Annotated in this window: 21 protein-coding genes; 14 read left to right on the top strand and 7 right to left on the bottom strand. The window is 72.3% G+C overall.

The features are described 5' to 3' along the window. Window positions 1-64 precede the first annotated feature (64 nt). Entirely contained in the window at window positions 65-895 is an 831-nt protein-coding gene (nadE, locus tag ACP4IX_RS10710) for an ammonia-dependent NAD(+) synthetase (RefSeq protein WP_426523489.1), read from the top strand. Window positions 896-1,254: 359 nt separating this feature from the next. Here the strand turns inward: nadE and ACP4IX_RS10705 are convergent, their stop codons facing one another. Then, a complete protein-coding gene (locus ACP4IX_RS10705; RefSeq protein WP_426555358.1) occupies window positions 1,255-1,458 on the bottom strand; it encodes a hypothetical protein in 204 nt (67 codons plus the stop codon). Window positions 1,459-1,771: 313 nt separating this feature from the next. On the opposite strand from ACP4IX_RS10705, the gene ACP4IX_RS10700 reads away from it, so the two are divergent. The 5 genes from ACP4IX_RS10700 (at window position 1,772) to ACP4IX_RS10680 (ending at window position 8,169) form a co-directional block, all read left to right on the top strand. Then, window positions 1,772-2,617, top strand: coding sequence for an MIP/aquaporin family protein (locus ACP4IX_RS10700; RefSeq protein WP_426523491.1), 846 nt, complete (start codon window positions 1,772-1,774; stop codon window positions 2,615-2,617). Between the two features lie 24 nt (window positions 2,618-2,641). Then, window positions 2,642-4,159, top strand: a complete 1,518-nt coding sequence (glpK, locus tag ACP4IX_RS10695) for a glycerol kinase GlpK (RefSeq protein ID WP_426555357.1) — start codon at window positions 2,642-2,644, stop codon at window positions 4,157-4,159. Between the two features lie 69 nt (window positions 4,160-4,228). Further along, window positions 4,229-5,320: an AI-2E family transporter gene (locus tag ACP4IX_RS10690; protein WP_426555356.1), complete on the top strand. Its 1,092-nt coding sequence runs from the start codon at window positions 4,229-4,231 to the stop codon at window positions 5,318-5,320. 228 nt (window positions 5,321-5,548) lie between these two features. After that, complete coding sequence (locus ACP4IX_RS10685) at window positions 5,549-6,802, top strand: TolB family protein (RefSeq protein ID WP_426523494.1); 1,254 nt, start codon at window positions 5,549-5,551, stop codon at window positions 6,800-6,802. 134 nt (window positions 6,803-6,936) lie between these two features. Next, window positions 6,937-8,169 carry a hypothetical protein gene (locus ACP4IX_RS10680; RefSeq protein WP_426523495.1) on the top strand — a complete coding sequence of 411 codons (1,233 nt, stop codon included), beginning with the start codon at window positions 6,937-6,939 and terminating at the stop codon, window positions 8,167-8,169. A gap of 73 nt (window positions 8,170-8,242) precedes the next feature. Here the strand turns inward: ACP4IX_RS10680 and ACP4IX_RS10675 are convergent, their stop codons facing one another. Further along, window positions 8,243-9,091 carry a helix-turn-helix domain-containing protein gene (locus ACP4IX_RS10675; protein ID WP_426523496.1) on the bottom strand — a complete coding sequence of 283 codons (849 nt, stop codon included), beginning with the start codon at window positions 9,089-9,091 and terminating at the stop codon, window positions 8,243-8,245. Between the two features lie 135 nt (window positions 9,092-9,226). On the opposite strand from ACP4IX_RS10675, the gene ACP4IX_RS10670 reads away from it, so the two are divergent. The 3 genes from ACP4IX_RS10670 to ACP4IX_RS10660 all read left to right on the top strand — a co-directional run bounded on the left by ACP4IX_RS10670 (window position 9,227) and on the right by ACP4IX_RS10660 (window position 11,319). Then, window positions 9,227-9,961 carry an SDR family oxidoreductase gene (locus ACP4IX_RS10670; protein WP_426523497.1) on the top strand — a complete coding sequence of 245 codons (735 nt, stop codon included), beginning with the start codon at window positions 9,227-9,229 and terminating at the stop codon, window positions 9,959-9,961. Window positions 9,962-10,106: 145 nt separating this feature from the next. Further along, window positions 10,107-10,292 carry a hypothetical protein gene (locus ACP4IX_RS10665; RefSeq protein WP_426555355.1) on the top strand — a complete coding sequence of 62 codons (186 nt, stop codon included), beginning with the start codon at window positions 10,107-10,109 and terminating at the stop codon, window positions 10,290-10,292. 115 nt (window positions 10,293-10,407) lie between these two features. Next, window positions 10,408-11,319 (top strand): SMP-30/gluconolactonase/LRE family protein, encoded by a 912-nt coding sequence (locus ACP4IX_RS10660; protein WP_426555354.1) that lies wholly within the window; start codon window positions 10,408-10,410, stop codon window positions 11,317-11,319. 212 nt (window positions 11,320-11,531) lie between these two features. Here the strand turns inward: ACP4IX_RS10660 and ACP4IX_RS10655 are convergent, their stop codons facing one another. Further along, window positions 11,532-12,149, bottom strand: a complete 618-nt coding sequence (locus ACP4IX_RS10655) for a DinB family protein (RefSeq protein ID WP_426555353.1) — start codon at window positions 12,147-12,149, stop codon at window positions 11,532-11,534. 265 nt (window positions 12,150-12,414) lie between these two features. Here ACP4IX_RS10655 and ACP4IX_RS10650 point away from each other — a divergent pair, with 265 nt between their 5' ends. Together ACP4IX_RS10650 and ACP4IX_RS10645 are read left to right on the top strand one after the other, a co-directional pair. Beyond that, window positions 12,415-13,230 carry an SAM-dependent methyltransferase gene (locus tag ACP4IX_RS10650; RefSeq protein WP_426555352.1) on the top strand — a complete coding sequence of 272 codons (816 nt, stop codon included), beginning with the start codon at window positions 12,415-12,417 and terminating at the stop codon, window positions 13,228-13,230. Between the two features lie 223 nt (window positions 13,231-13,453). Then, entirely contained in the window at window positions 13,454-14,287 is an 834-nt protein-coding gene (locus ACP4IX_RS10645) for an alpha/beta fold hydrolase (protein WP_426523502.1), read from the top strand. Between the two features lie 99 nt (window positions 14,288-14,386). Here the strand turns inward: ACP4IX_RS10645 and ACP4IX_RS10640 are convergent, their stop codons facing one another. Then, window positions 14,387-14,590 (bottom strand): cold-shock protein, encoded by a 204-nt coding sequence (locus ACP4IX_RS10640; protein ID WP_019330262.1) that lies wholly within the window; start codon window positions 14,588-14,590, stop codon window positions 14,387-14,389. Between the two features lie 530 nt (window positions 14,591-15,120). On the opposite strand from ACP4IX_RS10640, the gene ACP4IX_RS10635 reads away from it, so the two are divergent. Together ACP4IX_RS10635 and ACP4IX_RS10630 are read left to right on the top strand one after the other, a co-directional pair. Beyond that, window positions 15,121-15,885, top strand: coding sequence for a L,D-transpeptidase family protein (locus ACP4IX_RS10635; RefSeq protein WP_426555351.1), 765 nt, complete (start codon window positions 15,121-15,123; stop codon window positions 15,883-15,885). 715 nt (window positions 15,886-16,600) lie between these two features. After that, window positions 16,601-17,686: a GNAT family N-acetyltransferase gene (locus ACP4IX_RS10630; RefSeq protein ID WP_426555350.1), complete on the top strand. Its 1,086-nt coding sequence runs from the start codon at window positions 16,601-16,603 to the stop codon at window positions 17,684-17,686. A gap of 94 nt (window positions 17,687-17,780) precedes the next feature. Here ACP4IX_RS10630 and ACP4IX_RS10625 read toward each other — a convergent pair whose 3' ends face one another. Together ACP4IX_RS10625 and ACP4IX_RS10620 are read right to left on the bottom strand one after the other, a co-directional pair. Further along, a complete protein-coding gene (locus ACP4IX_RS10625) occupies window positions 17,781-19,202 on the bottom strand; it encodes a Gfo/Idh/MocA family protein (protein ID WP_426555349.1) in 1,422 nt (473 codons plus the stop codon). A gap of 375 nt (window positions 19,203-19,577) precedes the next feature. Next, entirely contained in the window at window positions 19,578-19,799 is a 222-nt protein-coding gene (locus ACP4IX_RS10620) for a hypothetical protein (RefSeq protein ID WP_426526781.1), read from the bottom strand. A 544-nt stretch (window positions 19,800-20,343) separates the two neighbouring features. On the opposite strand from ACP4IX_RS10620, the gene ACP4IX_RS10615 reads away from it, so the two are divergent. Further along, window positions 20,344-22,980, top strand: a complete 2,637-nt coding sequence (locus ACP4IX_RS10615) for a SpoIIE family protein phosphatase (RefSeq protein WP_426555348.1) — start codon at window positions 20,344-20,346, stop codon at window positions 22,978-22,980. A 36-nt stretch (window positions 22,981-23,016) separates the two neighbouring features. Here the strand turns inward: ACP4IX_RS10615 and ACP4IX_RS10610 are convergent, their stop codons facing one another. Then, entirely contained in the window at window positions 23,017-23,853 is an 837-nt protein-coding gene (locus ACP4IX_RS10610) for a nucleotidyltransferase domain-containing protein (protein WP_426555347.1), read from the bottom strand. Between the last annotated feature and the right edge of the window lie 115 nt (window positions 23,854-23,968).

The following is a 23,968-nucleotide window of genomic DNA, read 5'->3' as shown; positions in this document are numbered from 1 at the left end:
TCCCCCGGGCGCCTCTGGGTAGGGTGGGTGAGAAGTCCCCCTGCGGATCGAACAAGGAGCGGAATTGAGCGAGCCGGCGTCCATCGCCCTGCAACTGGAGATCGCCCGGGAACTGGAGGTCGCGGAGACCTTCGACGCCGAGCGGGAGATCGAACGCCGGGTGGCCTTCCTGGCCGAGCGGCTGACCTCCACCGGTCTGCGCTCCCTCGTACTCGGTATCAGCGGCGGTGTCGACTCGACCACCGCGGGCCGGCTGTGCCAGCTCGCCGTCGAGCGGGCGCGGGCCGAGGGGCACGAGGCGGCCTTCTACGCGATGCGGCTGCCGCACGGTGTCCAGGCCGACGAGCACGACGCTCAGCTCGCGCTCTCCTTCATCAAGGCCGACCACGTGCTGACCGTGGACATCAAGCCCGCGAGCGACGCCGCCCTCGAGGCGCTGGTCGCCGCCGGCGTGACCTTCCGTGACGCCGGTCACCAGGACTTCGTGCAGGGCAACGTCAAGGCCAGGCAGCGCATGATCGCGCAGTACGCCGTGGCCGGCGCGCACGACGGCCTGGTCGTCGGCACCGACCACGCGGCGGAGGCGGTCTCCGGCTTCTTCACCAAGTTCGGTGACGGCGCCGCCGACCTGGTCCCGTTGACCGGTCTCACCAAGCGCCGCGTGCGCGCTGTCGCCGAGGCGCTGGGCGCGCCCGCCGAGCTGGTGCGCAAGGTTCCGACGGCCGACCTGGAGACCCTCGACCCCGGCAAGGCGGACGAGGACGCCCTCGGAGTGACGTACGACGAGATCGACGACTTCCTGGAGGGCAAGCCGGTGGAGGAGCAGGCCTTCGAAAAGATCGTCACCCGTTACCGGCTGACCGACCACAAGCGCCGGATGCCCATCGGTCCGTGAGGCCAGCGGCCCCGGGTCGTCGTCCCCGGGAGACGCCGGTGGTGAGCCGGTCGCCGATCGAGCGGTGCCGGGGACGCCGGCCCGGCCGGTCGCGAGCGGCAGGCACACGGCTGTGGGAACCCGGCACGTGGCGGGCCGGGCCCGGGGTGCCGGACGTCGCGGCCGGCGCCCGCGCGGCGGTCGGCGCCGCAGGCGCGGGCCTGGTCGACCGGCGCGGCGATCAGGACACCGTCGCGGGCCGGGGCGAGCCGCGACCATGTCCGCGCCCACGACACCGGCCCCGCGGGTGTCGATCAGGGGCCGGCCCGACCGGCGAGCACTCGGCCCTGGCCCCCGGCTGGTCCGGGCCGGGCACACCGTCACCGGGCTGGTCCGGCGTCCGCCGCCGAGGGTGACAGCCGGACCCGTGCCGGTCCGCCGCGCAGCTCCGCCGGGCCGTCCGGCCCGACGAACTCACCACCCTGCGCGCTCGGGTCGGTCGCCGCGTACGGCTGCGGCGGCGCGCCCCGGTCCGGGAAGTGGGCGAACGGTACGAGGACGCGGCCGAACGGCATCTTCACCATGCCGGTCGGCCCACTCGTCTGCAGGTCGGTGACGGTGGAGCCGGGATGCGCGAGCCCTGCGCGCTCGGGCGTCGTGGCGGAGCCACGATGCCGGCGTCGTTGAGGAGCACATCGAGCCGCGGATGACCGCGCCCAAGACCGCTTGCACTGACCGACCGGGACTTCGCCCTGATCGCCCCGGCCCTGGACGGCACCGGCTGGCGCCGAGCGGACGGGCGCACATTGTGTGCGACTTGTCCCTCATCACCTTAATCTGACGACTGAGAGGCCCGGGCAGTCGACGGCCGGTCCAACCGGCGGAAGGTGAGCTTCCATGGCTGAGCGGCTCAAGAGGTCCGGCTCGGTCGGTGAACTGTCGGCCGAGTTCGCCGGGACGATGGTCCTCATCCTCTTCGGCTGCGGCGTGGTGGCCCAAGTGGCCGCGGGCGGGGCCCTCACGGATCCGGAGGGCGGCCTCGGGGACCACGACAGCATCTCCTGGGCGTGGGGGCTCGGTGTCGCGCTGGGCGCCTATGTGGCGGGACGGCTGAGCGGTGCCCACCTCAACCCGGCGGTGACCGTCGCCCTCGCCGCGTTCAAGGGGTTTCCGTGGCGCAAAGTGGTTCCCTACGCGCTGGCCCAGACAGCCGGTGCCTTCGTGGCGGCTCTCCTGGTCCGCTGGAACTACACCGAAGCGCTGGCGAAGGCCGATCCCGGCCACACCGTCAAGACGCAGTCCGTGTTCTCCACGCTCCCCGCCAACGGGAACACCGCTCTCCCGGTGCACGAGTGGGGGGCCTTTCGCGACCAGGTCATCGGCACCGCCATCCTCCTGCTGCTGATCCTGGCCCTCACGGACATGCTGAACTCGCCGCCGGGCGCGAACCTGGCGCCCTTCGTCATCGGCCTGGTCGTGGTGGCGATCGGCATGGCCTTCGGCACCAACGCGGGATACGCCATCAACCCGGCCCGCGACTTCGGCCCCCGGCTGGCCAGTTTCCTCACCGGGTACGGCGGAGCATGGCGGGACCAGTACGGGAACCTCTACTTCTGGGTGCCGATCGTCGGCCCGCTGATCGGTGGCGTGCTCGGCGCGGGTCTGTACGAGGTTTTCATCGGCCGGTTCCTGCCTGCGGCGGAACCGGAGCCCACGGGGCGCGTACCGGCGCCCGAGGACTGACACCGGCCGGAGAGGCGGCACAGCATGGCGGACTTCATCGGCGCGGTGGACCAGGGAACCACCAGCACCCGATTCATGATCTTCGACCACGACGGCAACGAGGTGGCGAAACACCAGCTGGAACACGCCCAGATCCTCCCCCGCTCCGGGTGGGTGGAGCACGACCCGGTGGAGATCTGGGAGCGCGCCAACTCGGTGATGCAGAACGCCCTGCGTTTCAGCGGGCTGTCGGCGACCGACCTGGCGGCGATCGGCATCACCAACCAGCGGGAGACCACCGTGGTCTGGGACCCGCGCAACGGCCGCCCCTACTACAACGCCATCGTGTGGCAGGACACCCGCACCGACACCATCGCGGCGAACCTCGCACGTTCGGGCCGGGGCGACGTCATCCGCCGCAGGACCGGGCTGCCGCCGGCGACCTACTTCTCCGCCGGCAAAATCCAGTGGATCCTGGAGAACGTCGACGGCGTCCGTGAAGCGGCGGAAGGCGGGCACGCCCTCTTCGGCAACACGGACGCCTGGATCCTGTGGAACCTGACCGGCGGTCCCGACGGCGGCATCCACGCCACCGACGTGACCAACGCGAGCCGCACGATGCTGATGGACCTGGAGACGCTCGACTGGGACGACGAACTGCTGGGCTTCTTCGGCATCCCCCGGGCGATGCTCCCCGCCATCAACGCCTCGTCGCACGCGGAGGCGTACGGTGTGGCCCGGACCTCGCGGCCGCTGCGCGCCGCCATCCCCATCGGCGGGGTGCTCGGCGACCAGCAGGCGGCCACCGTCGGGCAGGTCTGCTTCGCGCCCGGCGAGGCCAAGAACACCTACGGCACCGGCAACTTCCTGCTGCTCAACACCGGCACGGAACCGGTCCGCTCGCAGCACGGCCTTCTCACCACCGTGGCCTACCAGTTCGGCGACGGACCCGCGGTCTACGCGCTGGAGGGCTCCATCGCGGTGACAGGGTCCGCCGTGCAGTGGCTGCGCGACCAGATGAAGATCATCAAGTCCGCTGCCGAGAGCGAGGACCTCGCCCGTACCGTCGAGGACAGCGGCGGCATGTACTTCGTCCCCGCCTTCTCGGGCCTGTTCGCCCCCTACTGGCGTTCGGACGCCCGGGGAGCGATCGTCGGCCTCGCCCGGTACAACGACAACGCGCACCTGGCACGGGCGGCCCTGGAGGCCATCTGCTACCAGAGCCGCGACGTCGTCGAGGCCATGGAACAGGACTCCGGGGTCCACCTCGACGAGCTCAAGGTCGACGGGGGCGTGACCGCCAACGACCTCTGCATGCAGATCCAGGCCGATGTCCTCGGCATACCGGTCAGCCGTCCCCTCGTCGCGGAGACCACCGCCCTCGGCGCGGCCTACGCGGCGGGACTGGCCACGGGTTTCTGGCGGGACACCGAAGAACTCCGCACTCACTGGCACGAGTCCAGGCGCTGGGAACCCCAGTGGACGGAGGACCGGCGCGCACAGGGGTACGCCGGGTGGAAGGCGGCGGTGGAGCGCACACTCGGCTGGATCGAGGTGCCGTGAACCGGCCCCCGCCCGCGGCGGAAGAGGTCGGGCGAGGAGGGCAACCGGCTTCGCCATAAGGTGATCCCCATGTCTGCCAGATTGAGTTCCGCGAGGACCCGCGCCGCGCTCCGCACCTCCGCGCGTACCTCTGCCGAGTTGTTGCTGATACTTGTCATGCTTGCGGTGGTCCTGTGGGTCCTCGGACGCATGTGGTCGGTCGTGTGGCCGCTGACAGTCGGCCTGCTCCTGACCACGCTGACCTGGCCCGCCGCCCGTTTCCTGCGGCGGCACGGGTGGCGTCCCGCCCTGGCCGCGGCGGTGGTGACCGTGGTCTTCCTCCTGGCCGTCACGGGCATCGTGGCGCTGATCGCGGTGCCGATGTCCTCGCAGACCGACGAGTTGACCGACGGCGTGGTCGAAGGCATCGACCGGCTGCGCGACTGGGCCGCGGGGCCGCCGCTGAACATCGACGACGGCCAGATCACCAGTGCGCTCGACTCCGCGATGGCACGCGTCCAGGACAGCATCGGCAGCGTGGTCAACACCGTGGCCACAGGCCTGAGCACCGTGGTCAACGGTCTGATCACCGCGGTGCTGGGCGTCTTCCTGATGTTCTTCTTCCTCAAGGACGGGCCGCGGTTCCTGCCATGGCTCGGCCGCCAGCTGCCCGGCCGGCTCGCCGTCGACGTCCCGGCCGTCGCCCTGCGCAGCTGGGAGACCCTGGGCTCCTTCGTCCGCTCGCAGGCACTCGTGGGTCTGCTCGACGCCGTCTTCATCGGTCTCGGACTGTGGATCCTGGACGTGCCCCTCGTACTGCCTCTCGCGGTGCTGACGTTCGTCTCCGCTTTCGTGCCCATCGTGGGTGCCCTGTTCGCGGGCTTCGTCGCGGTACTCATCGCCCTGGTGTCGAACGGCCTGACGGACGCGCTGATCGTGCTGGCGATCATCGTCGTGGTGCAGCAGCTGGAGGGCAACGTGTTCCAGCCCATCATCCAGAGCCGCGGACTCGGTCTGCACGCGGCGGTGATCCTGCTGGCGGTGACACTGGGCGGCAGCCTGGCCGGAATCGTGGGCAGTCTGCTCGCCGTACCCGTCGCCGCGATCATCGCGGTCATCTGGAACTACGTACGCGAGCAGCTCGTCGAGCCTCGGGAGGAGCCCGCTGCGGCCGATGCCTGAGCGGCGGGCCGGTCCGCGCCACCGGACGGCGCCGACGGGGCCGCCCCGGTCGTGCTGGTCTCGGCGGGCGTCCCCGCCCACCGTCCGGCACCGCCCGGTCGCGCGCACGGACGATCGATCTCCCCACCTGGTTGTACGGCAAACAACGGATTGTCCAGGGAGGGGAGTTGGGCTTGGATCAGGCACGTGCCCGGTGGGGGCCGGGGACGGATGAATCAGGGGGGATTCATGCGCGGGAAGTTCAGATCCATGCTGTTCGCGGTGACCGCCGCGGCGTGCGCCACGACGCTCCTGGCACCCACGGGCGCTCTGGCGTCACCGAACGGGCAGGACGAGGCCAGGGACCCGTCCCTTCGGCGTGTCACCGACGGAGCCAACGGCCCCTCCGGGGACGCCTCCGTCAGCGCGAACGGCCGGTACGTCGTCTTCGGCTCGTCCGCGGACAACCTGGTGCCGGACGACACCAACGCCCTTCCGGACGTCTTCCTGTACGACCTGCGAACCCGCCGCACCACGCGGGTCAGCCTCACCGCGGACGGTGCCCAGGCGGCGTACGGCGGCAGTGCCCCGGTGATCAGCGCCACCGGCCGGTACGTCGTCTTCCGGTCTCGCGGCCTCGTCCAGGGAGAGAACCAGGAACAGTACGGGTACTTCCGTCGCGATCTGAGGACCGGGGCGACCGACTGGGTCGGCGGTCCCGACGACCTCTACCCGGGGGACAGCAGCACGCTGGCGGGTGCCTCCGTCAGCGCGGACGGACGCCACGTCTCGTTCACCGCGCGGCAGGCCCGGACCGGCCGTCCGGGCCACCGCACCGCCGTACGGGACCTCCGCACCGGTGAGTTGACGGTGCTGGAGTCCCCCTGGGCGAGCGAGGCGCACCTCAGTGACGACGGCCGCCGGCTCGTCTACTGGGAGAGCGTCCCCGCTCCCGTCCAGCATCCGCCGAGCCGGGTCTTCCTGCTGGACCTGCGAAGCGGCGAGTCCCGGCGGCTGGACGTGGCGGCGGACGGCTCCACCACCACGGCGCGTTCGGGGTACCCGGCGATCAGCGGCAACGGACGGTTCGCCGCCTTCTCCTCGTGGGCGACCGACCTGGTACCCGGGGAGGACCCCAACGGCGCGAACCACGACGTGTTCGTCACCGATCTGCGCACGGGGGCGGTCCGGCGGCTCGACGCGCCCTCCCCGCAGGGCTGGAGCACCGCGCCGTCCATGAGCCGCGACGGCCGGTACGTCGTCTTCGGCTTCACACCGTCCGGCACCACCTGGGGCACGACCCACCTGTACCGGACCGACCTGCGCACGGGGCGCACCACCGCGGTCGGTCACACCCCGGACGGGACGCCCGCGGCCGCGACCACGGGTGAGCGGCCGCTCGACGCCCACGGCCGCACCGTCGTCTTCTCGTCCGCCGACGGCGGTCTCGCGCCCGGTGCTCCCAGCCCGGGCGGCGACGTGTACGTCCGGACGATGCGCTGATCCCCGCGGCGTCGCCGCACCACCGCACCGCCTGTACCTCCCGTGTCGCCCGGCCGCCTCGAGCGAGGCGGCCGGGGCCCGTCCGTCCACGAACCGAAAGGGGAACCATGCGAAGCGGACTACGATCTGCGGCCGTGGCCGCCGCGGCCGCGTGTGTCGCGGTACTGCTGTCGCCCGCGGCGGCACAGGCGGCACCGCACGACGCGCGCCACGAACGGCCGGGGAAGAAGCCGAAGGCCCCGCACAGCCTCCGCCTCACCCAGGGCGCCGACGGGAAGTCGGAGGCACCGTCGCTCAGCGCCGACGGCCGCTACGCGCTCTTCACGTCGTCGGCGTCCAACCTGGTCCCCGGCGACACCAACGGCGCACCGGACGTCTTCGTACGGGATCTGAGAACCAACCGCACACAGCGTGTCAGCACCGACGCCGCCGGAGGCCAGTCCGCGCACGGCGCGACCGCGGGGGCGATCAGTGCGAGCGGCAGGTACGCGGTCTTCGTCTCCGCCTCGACGGACCTCATACCGGGCGAGGTCCACGACATGCCGTCGGTCTACTGGCGGGACCTGCGCAGCGGGGAGGTGAAATACGTCGGCAACGACCTCGGCGGATCCATGCGCTGGGCGCTGCACGCGTCCGTCAGTGCCGACGGCCGGTACGTCGCGTTCGCGGTGAGCGAGACGGTTCCCCGGCCGGGCGCGGGGGTGGCCGTGCGGGACATGCGCACCGGGGAGCTCACGGAGCAGCCGCTCTGCCTGCATCGGGGGCACACCCCGCTGCTCAGCGACGACGGCGGCGTCCTGGTGTTCACGTGCGGCAGCTACTGGCCGTACGACAACCCGGCTTCCGACGTCATGGTGGCGGACCCGCAGACCGGCACCCGCCGGTCGCTGCACACGACGCCCGAAGGCACGCGCGGCAACGGCAGGGCGACCCAGGCCGGTGTCAGCGGCGACGGCCGCTACGCGTCCTTCACCTCGACGGCCACCGACCTCGGCCCCGAGGACACCAACGGAGCCGGTTCCAACGTGTACGTCCGCGACCTGCGCACCGACGCCCTGCGCATCGTCGAGGCACCCGACCCCACCCTCTCGACCGCCGACGGGGCGCTCAGCGGCAACGGCCGGCACCTGCTCTTCCGCGCGTTCGCGAACGCGTCGGATCCGGGTACCTGGTACCTGCGCGACCTGCGCAACGGCCGTACCGAGGTGGCGATCACGGACGCCGACGGTGCGCCGGTGACGGTGGACACCGGGGACCGGCCGCTCGACGCCCGGGCACGGACGGTGGCCTTCTCCTCGGCGGCCGACAACCTGGCCCACGGGCCGCGCAGCCCCGAGGCGGACGCCTATGTACGCCGTCCGCGCTGACCGGGCGGACACGGGCCGCCCCCTCGGTCCGGCAGGGCAACGAGGGACGCGGCGGCCGCCCGGGCGGTGCCCGCTACCCGTGGTGACGGGGCTGCGCCCTGCGCCGCGTGGCATGGAGTGAGCCGAGGAGGTCGAGGGCCTGGGCGCTCGGGCTGCCGGGTTCGGCGTGGTAGATGACGAGTTGCTGGCCGGGGGCATCGCGTACGTCGAAGGACTGGTAGGTGAGGTCGAGCGGTCCGACGTCCGGGTGGATCAGGCGTTTGGCGTCCAGGGTCTTGCCGCGCACGGTGTGGGCGCTCCACAGCCGGGCGAAGTCCGCGCTGTGCTCGGTGAGGGTGCGGACCAGGTCGCGCAGTCGTGGGCCGTCCGGGTCGAAGCCGGCCGCCTGGCGCAGGTTGGCGACGGTGGCCTGGGCCGCCCGGTCCCAGTCCGCGTAGAAGTGCCGGCCCGCCGGGTCGAGGAAGGCCATGCGGGCCAGGTTGTCCGCCGGGGCGAACGGGGCGAAGAGGGCGTCGGCCAGGGCGTTGACTGCGAGGAGGTCCAGCGTGCGGCTCAGGACGAACGCCGGGGTGCCGGAGTAGCCGTCCATCAACTGGCGCAGTGCCGGGCCGACCCGCTCGGCCGTGTGAACGCGCGTGTCCTCGCCCGGTGCACTCCCGGCCAGCCGGTACAGGTGCGCCCGGGCGTCGGTGTCCAGGCGCAGGGCGCGGGCGAGGGCGTCGAGTACCTGGGGCGAGGGGTTGCGCTCGCGCCCCTGTTCCAGGCGTGTGTAGTAGTCGGCGTTGACTCCGGCCAGGACCGCGACCTCCTCCCTGCGCAGTCCGGCGACCCTGCGGAAGCCGTGGCTCGCCATGCCGACGTCCTCCGGCCGCAGGCCGGCCCGGCGTGCGCGCAGGAAGTCGCCCAAGTGGTTGTCGTCCATGCGGTCCAGGCTATGAGGTGGCCGGCCGTGCTTCCAGGGTGTGCCGCACCCAGGCGGCAGGCGTCCTGGTGGACCGCCGCTGACCTGCCCAGACTCGGTGCGACAGCGACAACCGCATCGAGAGGACAACACGTCATGACGCACATCGCCAAGGTCGTTCTGGTCACCGGCGCGAGCAGCGGCATCGGGGAGGCGACGGCCCGCCGCCTCGCCGCCGACGGCCACCGGCTGTTCCTGGGCGCACGCCGCACCGGACGCCTCGAGGAGCTGGCCGGGCAGATCACCGCCGAGGGCGGCACCGCCGTCTGCCGCCGGCTGGACGTCACCGACGCCGCCGATGTGCGCGGGTTCGTGTCGGCCGCGACGGAACGCTGGGGACGGGTGGACGTGATGGTCAACAACGCCGGGGTGATGCCGCTCTCGCCGCTCGCGGCACTGAAGGTCGACGAGTGGGACCGGATGATCGACGTGAACGTCCGCGGTGTGCTCCACGGCATCGCCGCCGCCCTGCCGGTCATGCGGCAGCAGGGCGGCGGGCAGTTCGTGAACGTCGCGTCGGTCGGTGCGTACGAGGTGGTCCCCACCGCCGCGGTGTACTGCGCGACCAAGTTCGCGGTGCGCGCCCTCTCCGAGGGGCTGCGGCAGGAGTCGACCGGGGACATCCGGGTGAGTGTCGTCTCCCCGGGGGTCACCGAGTCCGAACTGGCCGATTCCATCTCCGACCCGCGGGCGCGGGAGGACATGAAGGCCTACCGCTCGGTGGCCATTCCCGCGTCGGCGATCGCGGATGCCGTCGCCTTCGCCGTTTCCCAGCCTGCCGGGGTGGACGTGAACGAGATCGTGGTGCGGCCGGCCGCCAGTGCCCAGTAGGTTGCCTGCCCCGTAGGGCCGCCTCCCCGGCGGGCCCACGGCCACGCCGTGGAGGCGCGCGGCACGCCGGGGGGCCGCACGGACGGCTTTGCGGGATCGGCAAGGGACATGGCGTTCTCGGCGAGGAACGACGCAGGGTGTGCCCATGACTGACACGAAGAGTTCCGAGGAGCCGTACGCCGGGGCACGGGAAGGAGACGTCGCCGCCGCTGTGGCCCGCGGCAGCGCCGGTCCTTCGGGGGGCGTCTTCGGCCCGGCGGGTGAGGCCGAGGTCTGCGCGCGGGTCCTGGGCGAACACCGCCACGGCCTCGACCCTCGGCATCTCCGCTGAGGTGTCCCGGCCGCTGGTGCCGCGCCGACCGGCGTCCCGCGGCCGTTCGAAGATGATCCGTAACAGGCGTGTTACGTTGCATCACATTCTGATCAGTTCTCGCTGGGAGGGCATCATGTCCGCCGTCGTCGGCCCGTACGAGATCCTGGACGACCGGTTCCGCACCGGACGCTGTGTGAACGGTGACAGCAGGCTGGAGGTCCTGCACGACGGCTGCCGCTGGACCGAGGGCCCGCTCTACCTCCCCGCCTGGCGCCAGGTGATCTGGAGCGACATCCCCAACGACCGCATCATGCGCTGGGACGAGGCCACGGGCACGGTCGGCGTCTTCCGGTCCCCGGCCGGCAACAGCAACGGCAACACCCTCGACCGGCAGGGCCGCCTGGTCACCTGCGAACAGGGCAACCGCCGCGTCACCCGCACCGAACCCGACGGGACCGTGACCGTCCTCGCCGACCGCTACGACGGCAAGCGGCTCAACAGTCCGAACGACTCCGTCGTACGTTCCGACGGCACCATCTGGTTCTCCGACCCGGACTTCGGCATCCTCAGCGACTACGAGGGGCACCGCGCCCCGTCCGAGATCGGCGCGTGCAACGTGTACCGGATCGACCCGGCCTCGGGGGACGTCCGGCTCGCCGCCGACGGCTTCGACGGACCCAACGGCGTCATCCTGTCCCCCGACGAGAAGCGGCTGTACGTTTCCGACTCCCGGGCCGCCCGGATCCACGCCTTCGACATCCGCGAGGACGGCACCCTGTCCGACGGGAAGGTCTTCGCCGAGGGCCGGGGGGACGTGCGCTTCGACAACATCCGCTTCGACGACGAGGGCCGCCTGTGGGCCGCCGCGCTGGACGACGGTGTCCACTGCTACGACCCCGACGGCACCCTCATCGGCCGGCTGCACGTGCCCGAGCCCGTCTCCAACATCGCTTTCGGGGGTCCGAAGAACAACCGCCTGTTCATCACGGCGACCACCTCCCTGTACTCCCTGGTGATGTCGGTGACGGGCGCGCCGCGTCTTTAGGCGCACTGCCGTCCGAGGGCCCGCGCCGGCACGGGCGCCCGCGGGGCGGCTGCTGCCGCGCCGGGTCCTCCCCCACGCGGTGGCCTGGGTGCCCTGCCCGTCCGGCTCGAGCCAAACGCCGTTGGCAGGCCGTCGAGGACGGTACGTTCATGATGGCGCCGCCTCGGCCGACGGCCGCGGCCGGTGACGGACCGCCCACGACGTTGGCCGCGTTACCGGTGCCGTGCGCGGTACAGGTCGCGCAGCAGGGCGATCTCGGCCCCGTGGTGCAGTACTTCCTGGTTGACCCACCAGACGATGTCGATGAACGGGCTCTCCGCGTCGCTGCCATGGGGGTACGTGCACCGGCCGACGGTGTCCAGCGCGGCGTCGTCGGTCTCCAGCAGCGCTTCCCGCCAGGCGGAGGCGCCCGTGCCGAATGCCGCGACCGCTTCCGCCGCGCCGCCGCTGACGACGTAGTCGTCACGGGTGAGGGTGTGGGTGCCGGCCGTGTGATCCGCCCGCAGGAGGAGCATCTCGCTGAGGTGGGTCAGCCGCCACGCGAGGGTCGTGAAGGGCGGCGGCGAGGGATGCGGGTACGGCGCGGCGTCCCTGCCCCAGTCACCTGCGCCGGTCAGAAGGGTCGCGCGCGGCCCCGGCCGGTGCGCCCGCCGCCGGACCGACCAGCAGCCCGGCACCGGCTCCCAGAAGTACTCCTCGTCCGTCAAGGGACCCACCCCCGTCTCCGCCCCGTCACCGCTGTCCATGACCGGCCCGGTCATACGGCCGGTGAGGCGCTCACAGGCCCATGCGAACTGTTCCAGCAACGGAACCAGACGAGACGGTGCCATCGGACACTCCTGCCACGAAACGGGACGAGCCCCCGGAGGGACGACGGCCTTGCCGACCGGCCACCCTGGCACAATCGCCGGCGATCCGCCCCCCGATTTCCGCCGGGCTTCCGTCGCCGCATCCGGAGGAGTCACGACAGGTGACCGGAAGTGCGCGGGAATGACCGGGGCGGCCCGGGAAAAGTGAACCGGTGCACGGGAAAAGGCCGTTGCGACGTAGGTTGTGGTCAAGCACCCATGCCTCGGCTGAAAGACGGACGTACCCATGAGCGACCCCGCGACGACACCCGGCCCCGCGGCGCACCACAAGATCGACACCTCGGTGCCGCACTCCGCCCGGATCTGGAACTACTGGCTGGGCGGGAAGGACAACTACCCCGTCGACGAGGCGGCCGGCGACGCGTACACCGCCGTCTTCCCCGGCATCGTCACCATCGCCCGCAGCAGCCGTGCCTTCCTGCGCCGCACCATCACGTACCTGGTCGCCGAGGCGGGTGTCCGGCAGTTCCTCGACATCGGGACGGGTCTGCCGACCGCCGAGAACACCCATGAGGTCGCCCAGCGCATCGCCCCCGAAACCCGGATCGTCTACGTCGACAACGATCCGATGGTCCTCGCACACGCCCGGGCGCTGCTCTACTCCACTCCCGAGGGGGCGACCGCCTACATCGACTCCGACGTACTCGACCCCGACAGTGTCCTGGCGGCCGCGGCGAAGACGCTGGACCTCGACCGGCCCGTCGCCCTGGTCCTCAGCAACATCCTGGGCCACGTGGCGGACTACGACCGGGCGCGTTCCCTCGTCACCCGGCTGATGGGCGCACTGCCGTCCGGCAGCTACCTCTCCGTCAACGACGGCTCGCGAGGCATCGATCCGGAATTCGACCGGGCCCAGGACGCCTACAACGAGAGTGGCGCCGCTCCGTACATCCTGCGCACCGTGGATCAGATCACGGCGTTCTTCGACGGACTGGAGCTCGTGGACCCCGGAGTCGTCCCGGTCACCCGCTGGCGTCCGGAGGCCGGCTCCGCCGCTCCGGAGCTCATCGGCGAACACGGCGGCCTGGCCCGCAAACCGTGATGTGCTGACCGCGGACGCCCTCGCCGCGACCTGAACGACACGGGGCCTCACCACTGAACGACAGAGGGCTCACCGCCTGGGGGCGCGGCGTCCGCGGGGTGCCACGGCGGGTCCGGGGGATCCGCTCCGTGGTCGATGCCGACAGGCCCGGGCGGGTGAGCCGCCGTCACCGGAGCACCCGTCACCGGAGTCCGACCGAGTCCGACCGAAAGGAGCGGTTCCCATGTCCGAGTGGCCGTTGCCCGAGACGTTCCCCAGCAGTTCCGGGGCCGTCCGCTGGAACCGGCTGGGAGGAGCGGACCGGCCACCGCTGGTCCTGCTGCACGGCACGCCGTTCTCCTCGTACGTCTGGCGTGCGGTGGCCCGTGCGCTGGCGCGTGACCACCAGGTGTTCGTCTGGGACATGCCCGGCTACGGAACCTCGGAGAAGTCCGCGGGCCAGGATGTGTCCCTGGCCGCCCAGGGCCGGGTCTTTACCGCGTTGCTGGACCACTGGGGTCTGGAGGATCCCCTCGTGGTCGCCCACGACTTCGGCGGCGCCGTCGCTCTGCGGGCGCGTCTTCTGCACGGCGTCCGCTACCGGGCCCTCGCCCTGGTCGATCCCGTCGCACTGGCGCCATGGGGATCGCCGTTCTTCCGGCTGGTCCGCGAACACGCGGAGGTCTTCGCGGAGCTGCCGCCGGCGCTCCATCGGGCTCTGGTCCGTGAGTACGTGGGGTCCGCCAGCAGCCCGGGGCTGCATCCCGCGGTGCTGGACCGGCTCGTCGAACCCTGGCTCGGCGAGTCGGGGCAGCCGGCCTTCTACCGGCAGATCGCCCAGGCCGACCAGTGCCACACCGACGAGATCCAGGACCGGTACTCCGGCATCGGTGTCCCGACACTGATCTGCTGGGGCGAGGACGATGCGTGGATTCCCGCGGCGAAGGGACGCGAACTCGCCGCTGCCGTCCCCGGCGCCCAGTGGGAGCCGATCGCTCACGCGGGCCATCTCGTCCAGGAGGACGCGCCCTCCGAACTCACGGCCGCCCTGCTCGCCTTCCTGCGGCGCCTTCCCTGAGGGAGGGCCGCGGCGCGCGGGGCACCGCACAGGACACCGGCGCGGTGCCCGGAAACCGATCGGTTCCCGGGCACCGCGCCCTGTCCGGCAGTCTCCCGGTCAGGCGGGGGTGATGTTCTCCGCCTGCGGGCCCTTCTGGCCCTGGGTGATGTCGAAGGTGACGGCCTGGCCTTCCTGCAGCTCGCGGTAGCCGGTGGCGTTGATGTTGGAGTAGTGCGCGAAGACGTCGGGGCCGCCGCCGTCCTGCGCGATGAAGCCGAAGCCCTTTTCAGAGTTGAACCACTTGACGGTTCCGCTGGCCATGCCTTTGCCTTTCAGCCGATATCGGATTCGCACCGTGCGAACCCGGAGGTGGTCGTCCTGGTCCTCCGGCATTGCACAGCAAACCGCCCGCACTCCGGCGCGGGCGGTCTGGGCGAACCACGACATCTGCTGCTGACGCTACACGGCATGTCCGAGCCTCACCAGTGAGTAAGCGGTGTGAGCGGCAACGATGTTGCGGTCCGAAGCCCGTGACGGCGTGCGGGTCGAGGTCCTCCGAGGCCCTCCGGCAGGTGCTCGGCCGCTGGCGTGGCCCCGGCACTCCCGGCATTGTGACGATCTTCGCGGCGCGGACCCGCTCCCGGAGCGTCGTCACTCCCCGGGGTATCAGCCGGGCCCGGCCTCGCCGCACGAGGCGACGGGGGAGCGTCCGGCGCAGGCTCCACGGCGTCCCGCCGGTGCAGGACGTACGTCCGCCTGGGCCATACGGGGGAGACGGCGAGGCGGCCGCACCACCCGGTTCCGCGAGTGGTCTAGCAATGAGTAGTCCACACACGGAGTCGGAGATCGAAATGACCGTCAGGAAAGCGCTGGCCCCGGTGATCGGCGCTGTCATGTGCGCCGCCGTGCTGGGAACCGGCTGCGCCCAGCAGCAGCCGGGCGCCTCTCCCCAGGACTCGCAGACGTCCGGCCGGCCCGCGTCACGACCGGCGACCCCCCACCCCGCTCCCCCGCGCTCCTTTCCCCGCCCCCTTCCCGGGCTGGGACCGGCGATGCGGGCCCGGGTCCCCGACGCCTCCCGGCAGGCCCTGGTGGTCTCGGGCGCCACGGAGGACTCGTCCGAGGCACGGGCGGTGCTGTACGAGCGGTACCCCGCACAGGGCTGGCGCGCGGTCGCCGGCCCCTGGCCCGCCCACAACGGCCTGCGCGGCTGGACCGACGACCACGAGGCGGGCGACCTGCACACGCCGACCGGCGTCTTCCGCCTCAGTGACGCCGGGGGCCGGCTGCCCGACCCGGGGACCCGGCTCCCCTACGACCAGGACCCGGAGTTCGCCGTGTCGGGCACCGGGCATCTCGGCGAACCGCTGGAGGGCTCCTTCGACTACGTGATCGCCATCGACTACAACCGGGTGCCCGGCACCACCCCGCTGGACAAGACCCGCCCGCTGGGCGAGGACAAGGGCGGCGGTGTCTGGATCCACGTGGACCACGACGGGCCGACCAACGCCTGCGTGTCCCTGAGCGAGGAACACATGCGCGCGTTGCTCACCGCCCTGGACCCGGACAAGGAGCCGGTCGTCGTCATGGGACCGGAGCCGTTCCTGGCGCAGTAGCACGGCCCGCGGGCGTCCACCCGCCCCTAGACGCCCGGTGCGAGAGGACACCGGACCAGTGCGTCCGCCGGTCCGGACCGGGCGTACCGGTTCATATCACGCGGGCTTGACTGGGCGGGTCGCCCCCGGCCTACTGGAGACGCAACTGGGTGTGTTCGGGAGGACTGGTCCAGTGTCGGCCCGAATGTCAGCCCCGGCCGGAACGCAGGTCAGGAGTCCGACAGTGCGGCTTCGATGGGCAGCTGCGGCGTTCGTGCTGACATGGGCGCTGCTGCATGTCATCGCCCCGCGGTCACCGGGGCCGTCGGAGCCGGCGCCGAAGCGTGACCCGGCGGCGGTATCGGCATCCATGACGGTGGCGTCCGAGACGGCCGGCGAACCGTGCCCGCGCGAGGAGGATCTGTCACCCCGCCAGGTCGCCGCCCGGTCCCCGAGGACCACGGGATCAGTCGGGGCCGACGACGTGGCCGCCTGCGCCCGGGCGTGGACGCGCTCGGCGCGGCAGGACGGCACGGACTCTCGCCCGCCGGGGCCGGCAGGCGGCCGGGGAGTGCCCGGGGCCGCCCGATACGGGCCCGAGCTGCAGGCGTTCCGCTGCTGAGCCACGGCAGTACCGACGAGGCCTGCGCCGCGCGGCCCGAGTACTGCCCGCCGAAACGCGGTCTCCAGCAGGCCTTCGTGTGTCCGGAGTTCCGACGACGCAGGAGGCAGGCGAATGTCCGAGAAGCGCATAGACGTGGTCCGGCCGGGAGAACTCGGCGCGGACGACCGGAAGATGTGGCGGGAGATCAGGGCCGCGTCCGCGGCGCCGGCGAATCCGTTCATGGACCCGGCGTTCACCGCGGCCGTCGGGCGGGTCAGGCCGGGGGCCAGGGTCGCGGTGCTGCGGGAGGACGGGTTCCCGATCGGGTACTTCCCGCACGAACGGGGCCTGGCGGGGCGCGGGCGGGCCATCGGGCTCGGGGTGTCGGACAGTCAGGGCATGGCGCTGCGCGTGGGCGTCCGCCCGGACGTCCACGCCCTGCTGCGGGCCTGCGCCCTGTCGTCCTGGGAGTTCGACAGTCTCGAGGCCGGCCAGGACCTGTTCCTGCCCCACGCGACCGAGGAACTCGCTTCCCCGGTCGTCGACCTCGGTGACGGATACGAGCGGTATGCGCAGGACCTGCGCCGGAGCTCGCCGGGTTTCGTCAAACAGACCCTGGCCAAGGAGCGGAAACTCGCCCGCCAGGTCGGCGAGGTGCGTTTCGTGTACGACGATCCGGATCCCGGGGCGTTGCGGGCGCTGATGCGCTGGAAGTCCGCCCAGTACCGGCGGACGGGCCGGCGGGACCGGTTCGCGCAGGCGTGGATCACCCGGCTGGTGGAGCTGCTCGCCCGGAGCGACGATCCCGAGTGCCGGGGAGTGCTGTCCGTGCTCTACGCCGCCGGCCGGCCGGTGGCCGCCCACTTCGGGCTGCGCTCGCCCACCGTGCTGTCCTGGTGGTTCCCGGCGTACGACCGCGCGTACGGCAAGTACTCCCCCGGGCTTCTGCTGCTGCTGCGGATGCTGGACGCGGCTGCCGCCGACGGGATCGAGCTGGTCGACCTGGGCAGCGGGCCGGCGCGCTACAAGGAGTCGTTCAAGACGCGTGACCTGCGGGTCAACGCGGGCGCCGTGGTAGGCCCGGGCCCCGGCGGCGCGCTCTACCGGCTGGGACGGGAGCCGGTGCGAGCCGCCCGCCGGTTCGTACGCGACCGGCCGGGCCTGGCCCGCGCCGCCGCCCGGACGCTGGAGGAACTGGGACGCCTGCGCGAGCGCTGACCCCGCGCAGGGCAGACACGACGTCGTGGCGGGCCCGCCACGGCCCACGGCCGCGCACCGTGTGCCATGGCGGACCCGTGCCGTACACCGGTGCTCAGCCGACGGGCGGCATGTCGGTGGGCGTCGAGTCGAGGCCGGGCCTGCGCTCACGCCAGGCGCCCCTGGTGAAGTCGGGGATCTCGACCGGTCGGCCGCCCCTGGCCAGCGAGGTGGCGCTCAGGGGAACGGGCGCGCACCAGGCGGCCGAGTCGTAGACGTCGATGTCCGGCACCAGTCCCGCCCGCATCAGCTGGACGGTGCGCCACTGCAGGATGTAGTCCATGCCGCCGTGACCGCCGTTGCCCGCGGCGTCGTCGCCGACCTTCTGCCACAGCCAGTGGTCGTACTCCTTGCGGTAGCCCTCGAAATCGCGCCAGCCGTGACCGCTGTGGTCCGGTTCGACGTAGATGCGCGCGCCGGTCGGGGAGGGTCCCGCGTAGTCCTCGACGATCCCCCGGCTGCCGGCGAGGGTGTTGATCCGGCTGTACGGCCGGGGCGAACTCACGTCGTGCTCCGCCCGGATCGTCCTGCCCTTCGCCGTTTCGATCATGCAGGTGACCAGGTCACCGTTGACGTAGGTCTCCTTCCAGCTGGGGTGGTCCCGCGGTACGAAGCGTGCGCGGTAGTCGGCCAGCCCCTTGGGGGCCGTGGCGGTGGCGCGCAGCGTGGTCATGCGGTCGCCGCGGTTGACGTCCATGGCCGCCGCGATCGGCGCCAGACCGTGCATGGGGTAGAAGGAGGCGGTGCTGCGGGTGTGCCACAGGCGCCGCCAGGAGTCGGTGTAGTAGGTGTCGGAGAAGAGGAGTTCGCGCAGGTCGTGGAGGTAGCCGCCGTGGCCGTTGGTGAGCTCCCCGAACAGGCCGTCGTGCGCGGCCCTGAGCATGGCCAGCTCGTTGCGGCCGTAGTTGCAGTTCTCGGACAGGAGCAGGTGCCTGCGGGTGCGCTCCGAGGTCTCGACCAGGTCCCACAGCTGACGCAGCTCCGTCGCGATGGGGAGTTCCACCACGGCGTGTCTGCCGCTGAGCAGCGCCGCCCTGCCGTGCTCGTAGTGGAACTCCCAGGGCGTGGCCACGTACACCAGGTCGATGTCGTCCCGCCCGAGCATCCGGGCGTAGGAGTCGGCCGAGCCGCCGTACTCCGCGGGGCGTGGTCTGCCCTTGGCCTCCAGGCGGTCGGCGGCGCGTTGCGCGCGGTCGGCGCGGATGTCGCAGACGGCGGTCACGGTGCAGCCGGGGACGGCCGCCCAGCCGGTGATCATGCCGCTGCCCCGGTTGCCGAGGCCGATGACGCCGACGCGGACGGTTCTGTGGGCGTCGAACGGGACGCCGGTCATCGACTTCTGGCCGGGCCTGCGGCGGGGCGTCCGGTCGGCCGCCGAGGCGGAGGGGGCCGAGGCGGTCGTCCCGGCCGCGAGCGCTCCGGTGGCGACGGCGCCGCCCAGGAGCAGTCGGCGTGAGACAGCGGGCGTTTCGGACATGACGGCAACACTCCTCGTGGGTGGTCGGCATCACGGTCGGGGCACTGTCGGGCGTGTCGAGCACGGTGGAGCGCGGTCGAGCTGTCGAACACGTTCGGGGCACGACTCTGCGGGCTCGGCAGTTACATGTCAATATGTGCTCGATACAAAGGCGTTCCGAGCACTTCCACGCACCGTAGGGGTGTTGTGTTCCGTGCTGCACCACTCCGCGCGTCGAGAGCGTGAGGGGATCGGCCGACGGGTCGACCGCGCCGGCACGTCAAGGACCAGGTGCGCACGCCACGTGGGGCCGGCGCGAGGACCGCCGGGTACCGCGCTGCCGGTACGGGCTCCGTGGACGAGGTGCCCACGTGTCCCGCGCCCTGGCGGCGACGGTCAGAACAGCCGCTCCTGCGCGGGTGAGTGCCGCCCCCGCCGGTTCCGGCGGGGGGCGCTCGGTGCGGGTGCCGTCTCCCCGAACAGGGGCGCCGTGCCGTACTCGTCCGGCTCGGCCGGGACGGTGGTGGGCCCGGTGCCCACGTTGAGGACCAGCGGGGCGTCCCGGTCGAAATCGCCCGGTGTCATCGCCACCCACTCACGGTCCTGCCGCTCACCCACGCACCGACACCTCTCTCGCGCCGCCCGCCGCGACCACGCGACGCTACCAGCCCTGTGCCGGCCCGGAGATCACGGCTCCCGCCCGGCTCGCTCCCGTCGTTCCCGGACATCCGGCAACCGACGCGCCATGACTGGTTGTCCGAGCTGTTCGGGGAGAAGCAGCCGCCGGTCAGTTCCACCCGTCCTCGCCGCGGTGAGGCGAGCACCCTGGAGTCGGGCGTGAGCCGGGTGTCTGCGCGCCCGGTGTGTGGTCCGGGCGGCGGACGGTCCGCGTGCCGGCGCGGTGGTCACGATCGGCTCATGATCCTGTGCCGGGCGAGGCCGGTGGCCGGCCGGGGGCGGCGCCGATCGGTGCGGCCCCGCGTACGGGGGAGAACGCGGGGCCGCACCGGCAAACTATCGGAGTGATCCCCCGCCTGCCAGAGCGGGCCGCCCCTGAGCCGCCCGAAGGCCTCACCCGGCCGGTGGACATCACGGCGATTCGGCCGGGGCGCGCACGCATGGCGCGCTGCGAGGCCCGTCGTGCGGGGCACACACTGGTGACATGGGCTATCTCGATCCGTCGGCGGCGGTGTCACGGCGATTCGCGCAGGCGCCGGTGAGCGTGGCGTCGGCTCGGCGGTTCGTGCGGGCCGCGCTGGACGACGTCGCCTCGGACCTGGTGGACACCGCCGAGCTGCTGGTCAGCGAGCTGGTCACCAACGCGGTGCTGCACGCGCGTAGCGAGGCCGAGGTGGCGGTGGCACGCCACGAGGGCCGGGTGCGCGTACGGGTCGGTGACCGTCGGCCGAGCCGCGCACCGGTACCGCAGTACTGCTCGCCGTACACCGGTACGGGACAGGGGCTGGCGCTGGTGGAGCAGCTGGCCTCGCGGTACGGCGTCGACACCGGTGACGAGTGCAAGACCGTGTGGTTCGAGCTGTGGCCCGACGGTCCGCCACCGCCGTCGTCCGGGTGGGAGACCGGCGTACCGCCGTGCGCCTCCGATCAGACGGTGACGCTCGTCGACGTGCCGGGTGCCCTGCACTCGGCGTGCCGGCAGCACCGGCACGCGATGCTGCGCGAACTGACCCTCGCCGCGTCCGCCGGGAGTCTCCCCGGCGTGTCCCCCGAGGACCTCGCGGTCGCCAACGACATCAACAGCGTGATCACTGCCTGCGCGACGGCCGCTCTGGAGGAACCGCTCCCCGAGTCCGATCTCCGCTCGCTGTTCCTGCCGCTGCCGGCCGACGCCGCACCCGCGGTACGAGCCCTGCGCCGGGTGCTCGACCTGGCCGAGGAGGCGGCCCGGGAGGAACGGCTGCTCACGCTGCCGGCGCTGCCGCGCGGCCGCGCCTTCCAGGACTGGCTCTTCGACCAGATCGTGGGGCAGCTGACCGGGGCCCACCCCACCGCGTGGACCGTGACGCCCCGCGAACCCGAGGTCAGCTCCACCGAGGTCGTGCCGTGGGACGCCGGTCAGGTACGGAGCAGCAGGGTACCGACCATCGCCGCCGACGACGGGAACCGGATCATCGCGGCGAACGGACCGGCGGCGGACTTGTTGGGCTGGGGACCGGACGACCTCGTCGGGCGCAGGCTGACCACGCTCATCCCCGAGCACCTGCGCCGACGGCACACCGCGGCGTTCACCTCGATGCTGCTCACCGGTCGCACCCGCATCGTGGGCCGCTCCGTGCCGCTTCCGGCGCTGCGCCGGGACGGCGGGGTGGTACCGGTCAGGCTGTACATCCAGACGCAGGAGACGGCCGACGGCCGCACCGTCTTCGTCGCCCAGCTCACTCCGCGGGCGACCACACCCCTCGAGGTGCCGAAGACTCCCGGCAGGAACCGGCCGGCGGCGGCCCGGGAGCCCCGCGGAGGCCGGGCGCCGGCCACCCCGGAACCCGACAGGAGCGCGAGCGGTGCAGAACGCGGCATGTCGGCGCTGAACAGGCTCTCCCTCCTGGCCGACCTGGGTGCCGAGCTCAGCAACACCCTGGACCTGGACGAAGGGCTGCGGTGCGCCGGCCGGCTTCTGACGCGGCGGCTGGCCGACTGGTGCGTGGTGGACCTGTTCACCGAACACGCCCAGGTGGACCGGGTCTGTGTCGTCCACCGGGATCCCCGCGGTCTGCGCCCCGCGGCGTACGAGGGCAGGCTCCCGGCGGTCTCCGAGGAGTCGCGCGGCCCGCTCGCCCGGGTACTGCGCGGCGCGGGTCCTCTGCTGCTCACCGACGCTCCGGCGCCGGGCCAGGCCGAGAGCGCACTGGACCGGAACTACCTAGAACTGTTCCGCGGGCTCGGGGCGGGCAGCGCCGTCGTCGCTCCGCTGCGGGCCCGCCGCAAGATCTTCGGCGCCCTGACCCTGACGCGCGAGACGGGGGGCCGGCCGTTCACCGAAGAGGACCTGGCCCTGGTCGACGACCTGGTCCACAGCCTGGCGCTCGGGGTGGACAACGCCCGCCTGTACCAGGAGACGCGTTCCATCGCCGAACGGCTCCAGCGTTCCCTGCTGCCGGTGCTGCCGGACGTCGCGGGTCTGCAACTGGCCGCCCGCTACGCCGCTTCCTCCACCACCGCGCAGGTGGGCGGGGACTGGTACGACAGTTTCGTTCTGCCCAAGGGGGACACCGCCGTCGTCATCGGTGACGTCACGGGACACAATCTCGACGCGGCCATCGCCATGAGCCAGCTGCGCAGCATGCTCCGTGGCATCGCCGTGGACCGTGCGGAGCCGCCCGCGGAGGTCCTGCACCGCCTGGACCTGGCGAACCACAGTCTGCACCGGGAGGCCACCGCCACCTGCGTCTACGGCCTGGTCAAGGGCCCTGCGCACGGCCCCTGGGAGCTGAGGCACTCCTCCGCCGGCCATCTGCCGCCCCTCCTGACCACCCGGGAGGGCGAGACCCGCTACCTCGACGACGGCGCGGGTCTCCTCCTCGGCATGGATCCCGACGTGCCCCGGCCCACGGCCGGCCACGCGCTGCCGGCCCACTCGACACTGCTGCTGTACACCGATGGTCTCATCGAGCGCCGCGACGAATCCCTCGACGACGCCTTCGACCGGCTGCGCCGGCACGCCGCCGATCTGGCCCGCGAGCCCCTCGACACGTTCTGCGACGAGGTGCTGATCGGCCTGGGGGCCGACAGCGCCGACGACATCGCCGTCCTCGCCGTCCGCCCCACCCCACCGTCGTGAGCCCTGGCGTCCACGTCCCGCCGAGGACGCCAGGGTTCAGCCCCGGCGGTTCGCCGCCAGCAGCTGCGCGATCTGTTCGTGGAGTCCCCGCGGCACCCGGACGGCCCAACGCTCGGCCGCCTCGACGCTCAGCTCCCGGCTCCACGTCCAGCTGTGTCGAGCGGCCGTGCGCACCTCGCCCTCCCGGGCGGCGGCGGTGGTGGAGGTGTAGCGGTCGACGTCGGCGGCGGGCAGGTCCTGTTCCAGTGCCCGGCTGGGGGTCAGCCAGTGTGCGGTGCTGTCGCGCAGGAGCCGGCAGAGCTTCAGCTGGTGCGGCGCGACGACGGCGTGCAGCAGGCTGTGGGCGCGGGCCACTTCGCCGCGGGCCAGGACGTGGGCCAGCATCAGGGTCCAGTTGGCCAGTTCGTCGGTGAGCTGCTGCGCGGTGCGCGCGGGCTCGGGCGGGCGGAACGTGGCCAGGAGCCGGGCGGCCCGGGTGAGGCGGCCGGTGCGGTCCAGCAGGACGGCGGCTTCGGGGCGGGGCAGGTGCACCATGCCCTCCCAGGCCGGGACCTCGTCGATGCCGGGTCCGGCGGGCGTGATGTGGAACTCGCCGCGCATCAGGTCGTCGAAGACGACGGCGAGGATGCCGTACATGTTGGTGTACGCCAGCTGGAGCGGGGCGAGCTGCTCGAGGAACGCCTGGGCGTCGAAGTCGTCGAGGTGCTTGTCCTCGACGTAGAGGTAGGCCTCGATGTCGGAGTGCGTGTCGGCTTCACCGACCGTCCAGGAGCCGTAGAGGAGGACACCTTCGAGACGGGGTTCGGCCTGGGCGAGCTGCCGCAGGCGGGCGATGCGGTCGTCCAGGGCGGGGCAAGCGGAGTGAACGGACATGGGCTGACTGTCTCCTGAGTGAGCGCGCGGGGCATGACGGATCGACGCCCGGCGTCTGCCGGGCGGATGACTGCGGACCGTGCGGTCGGTTCAGGAAACGCCCATGGCGGGGATT

The organism is Streptomyces sp. WG5 (assembly GCF_049974565.1).
GTDB lineage: Bacteria > Actinomycetota > Actinomycetes > Streptomycetales > Streptomycetaceae > Streptomyces.
This window is presented reverse-complemented; position numbering and strand designations above follow the sequence as displayed.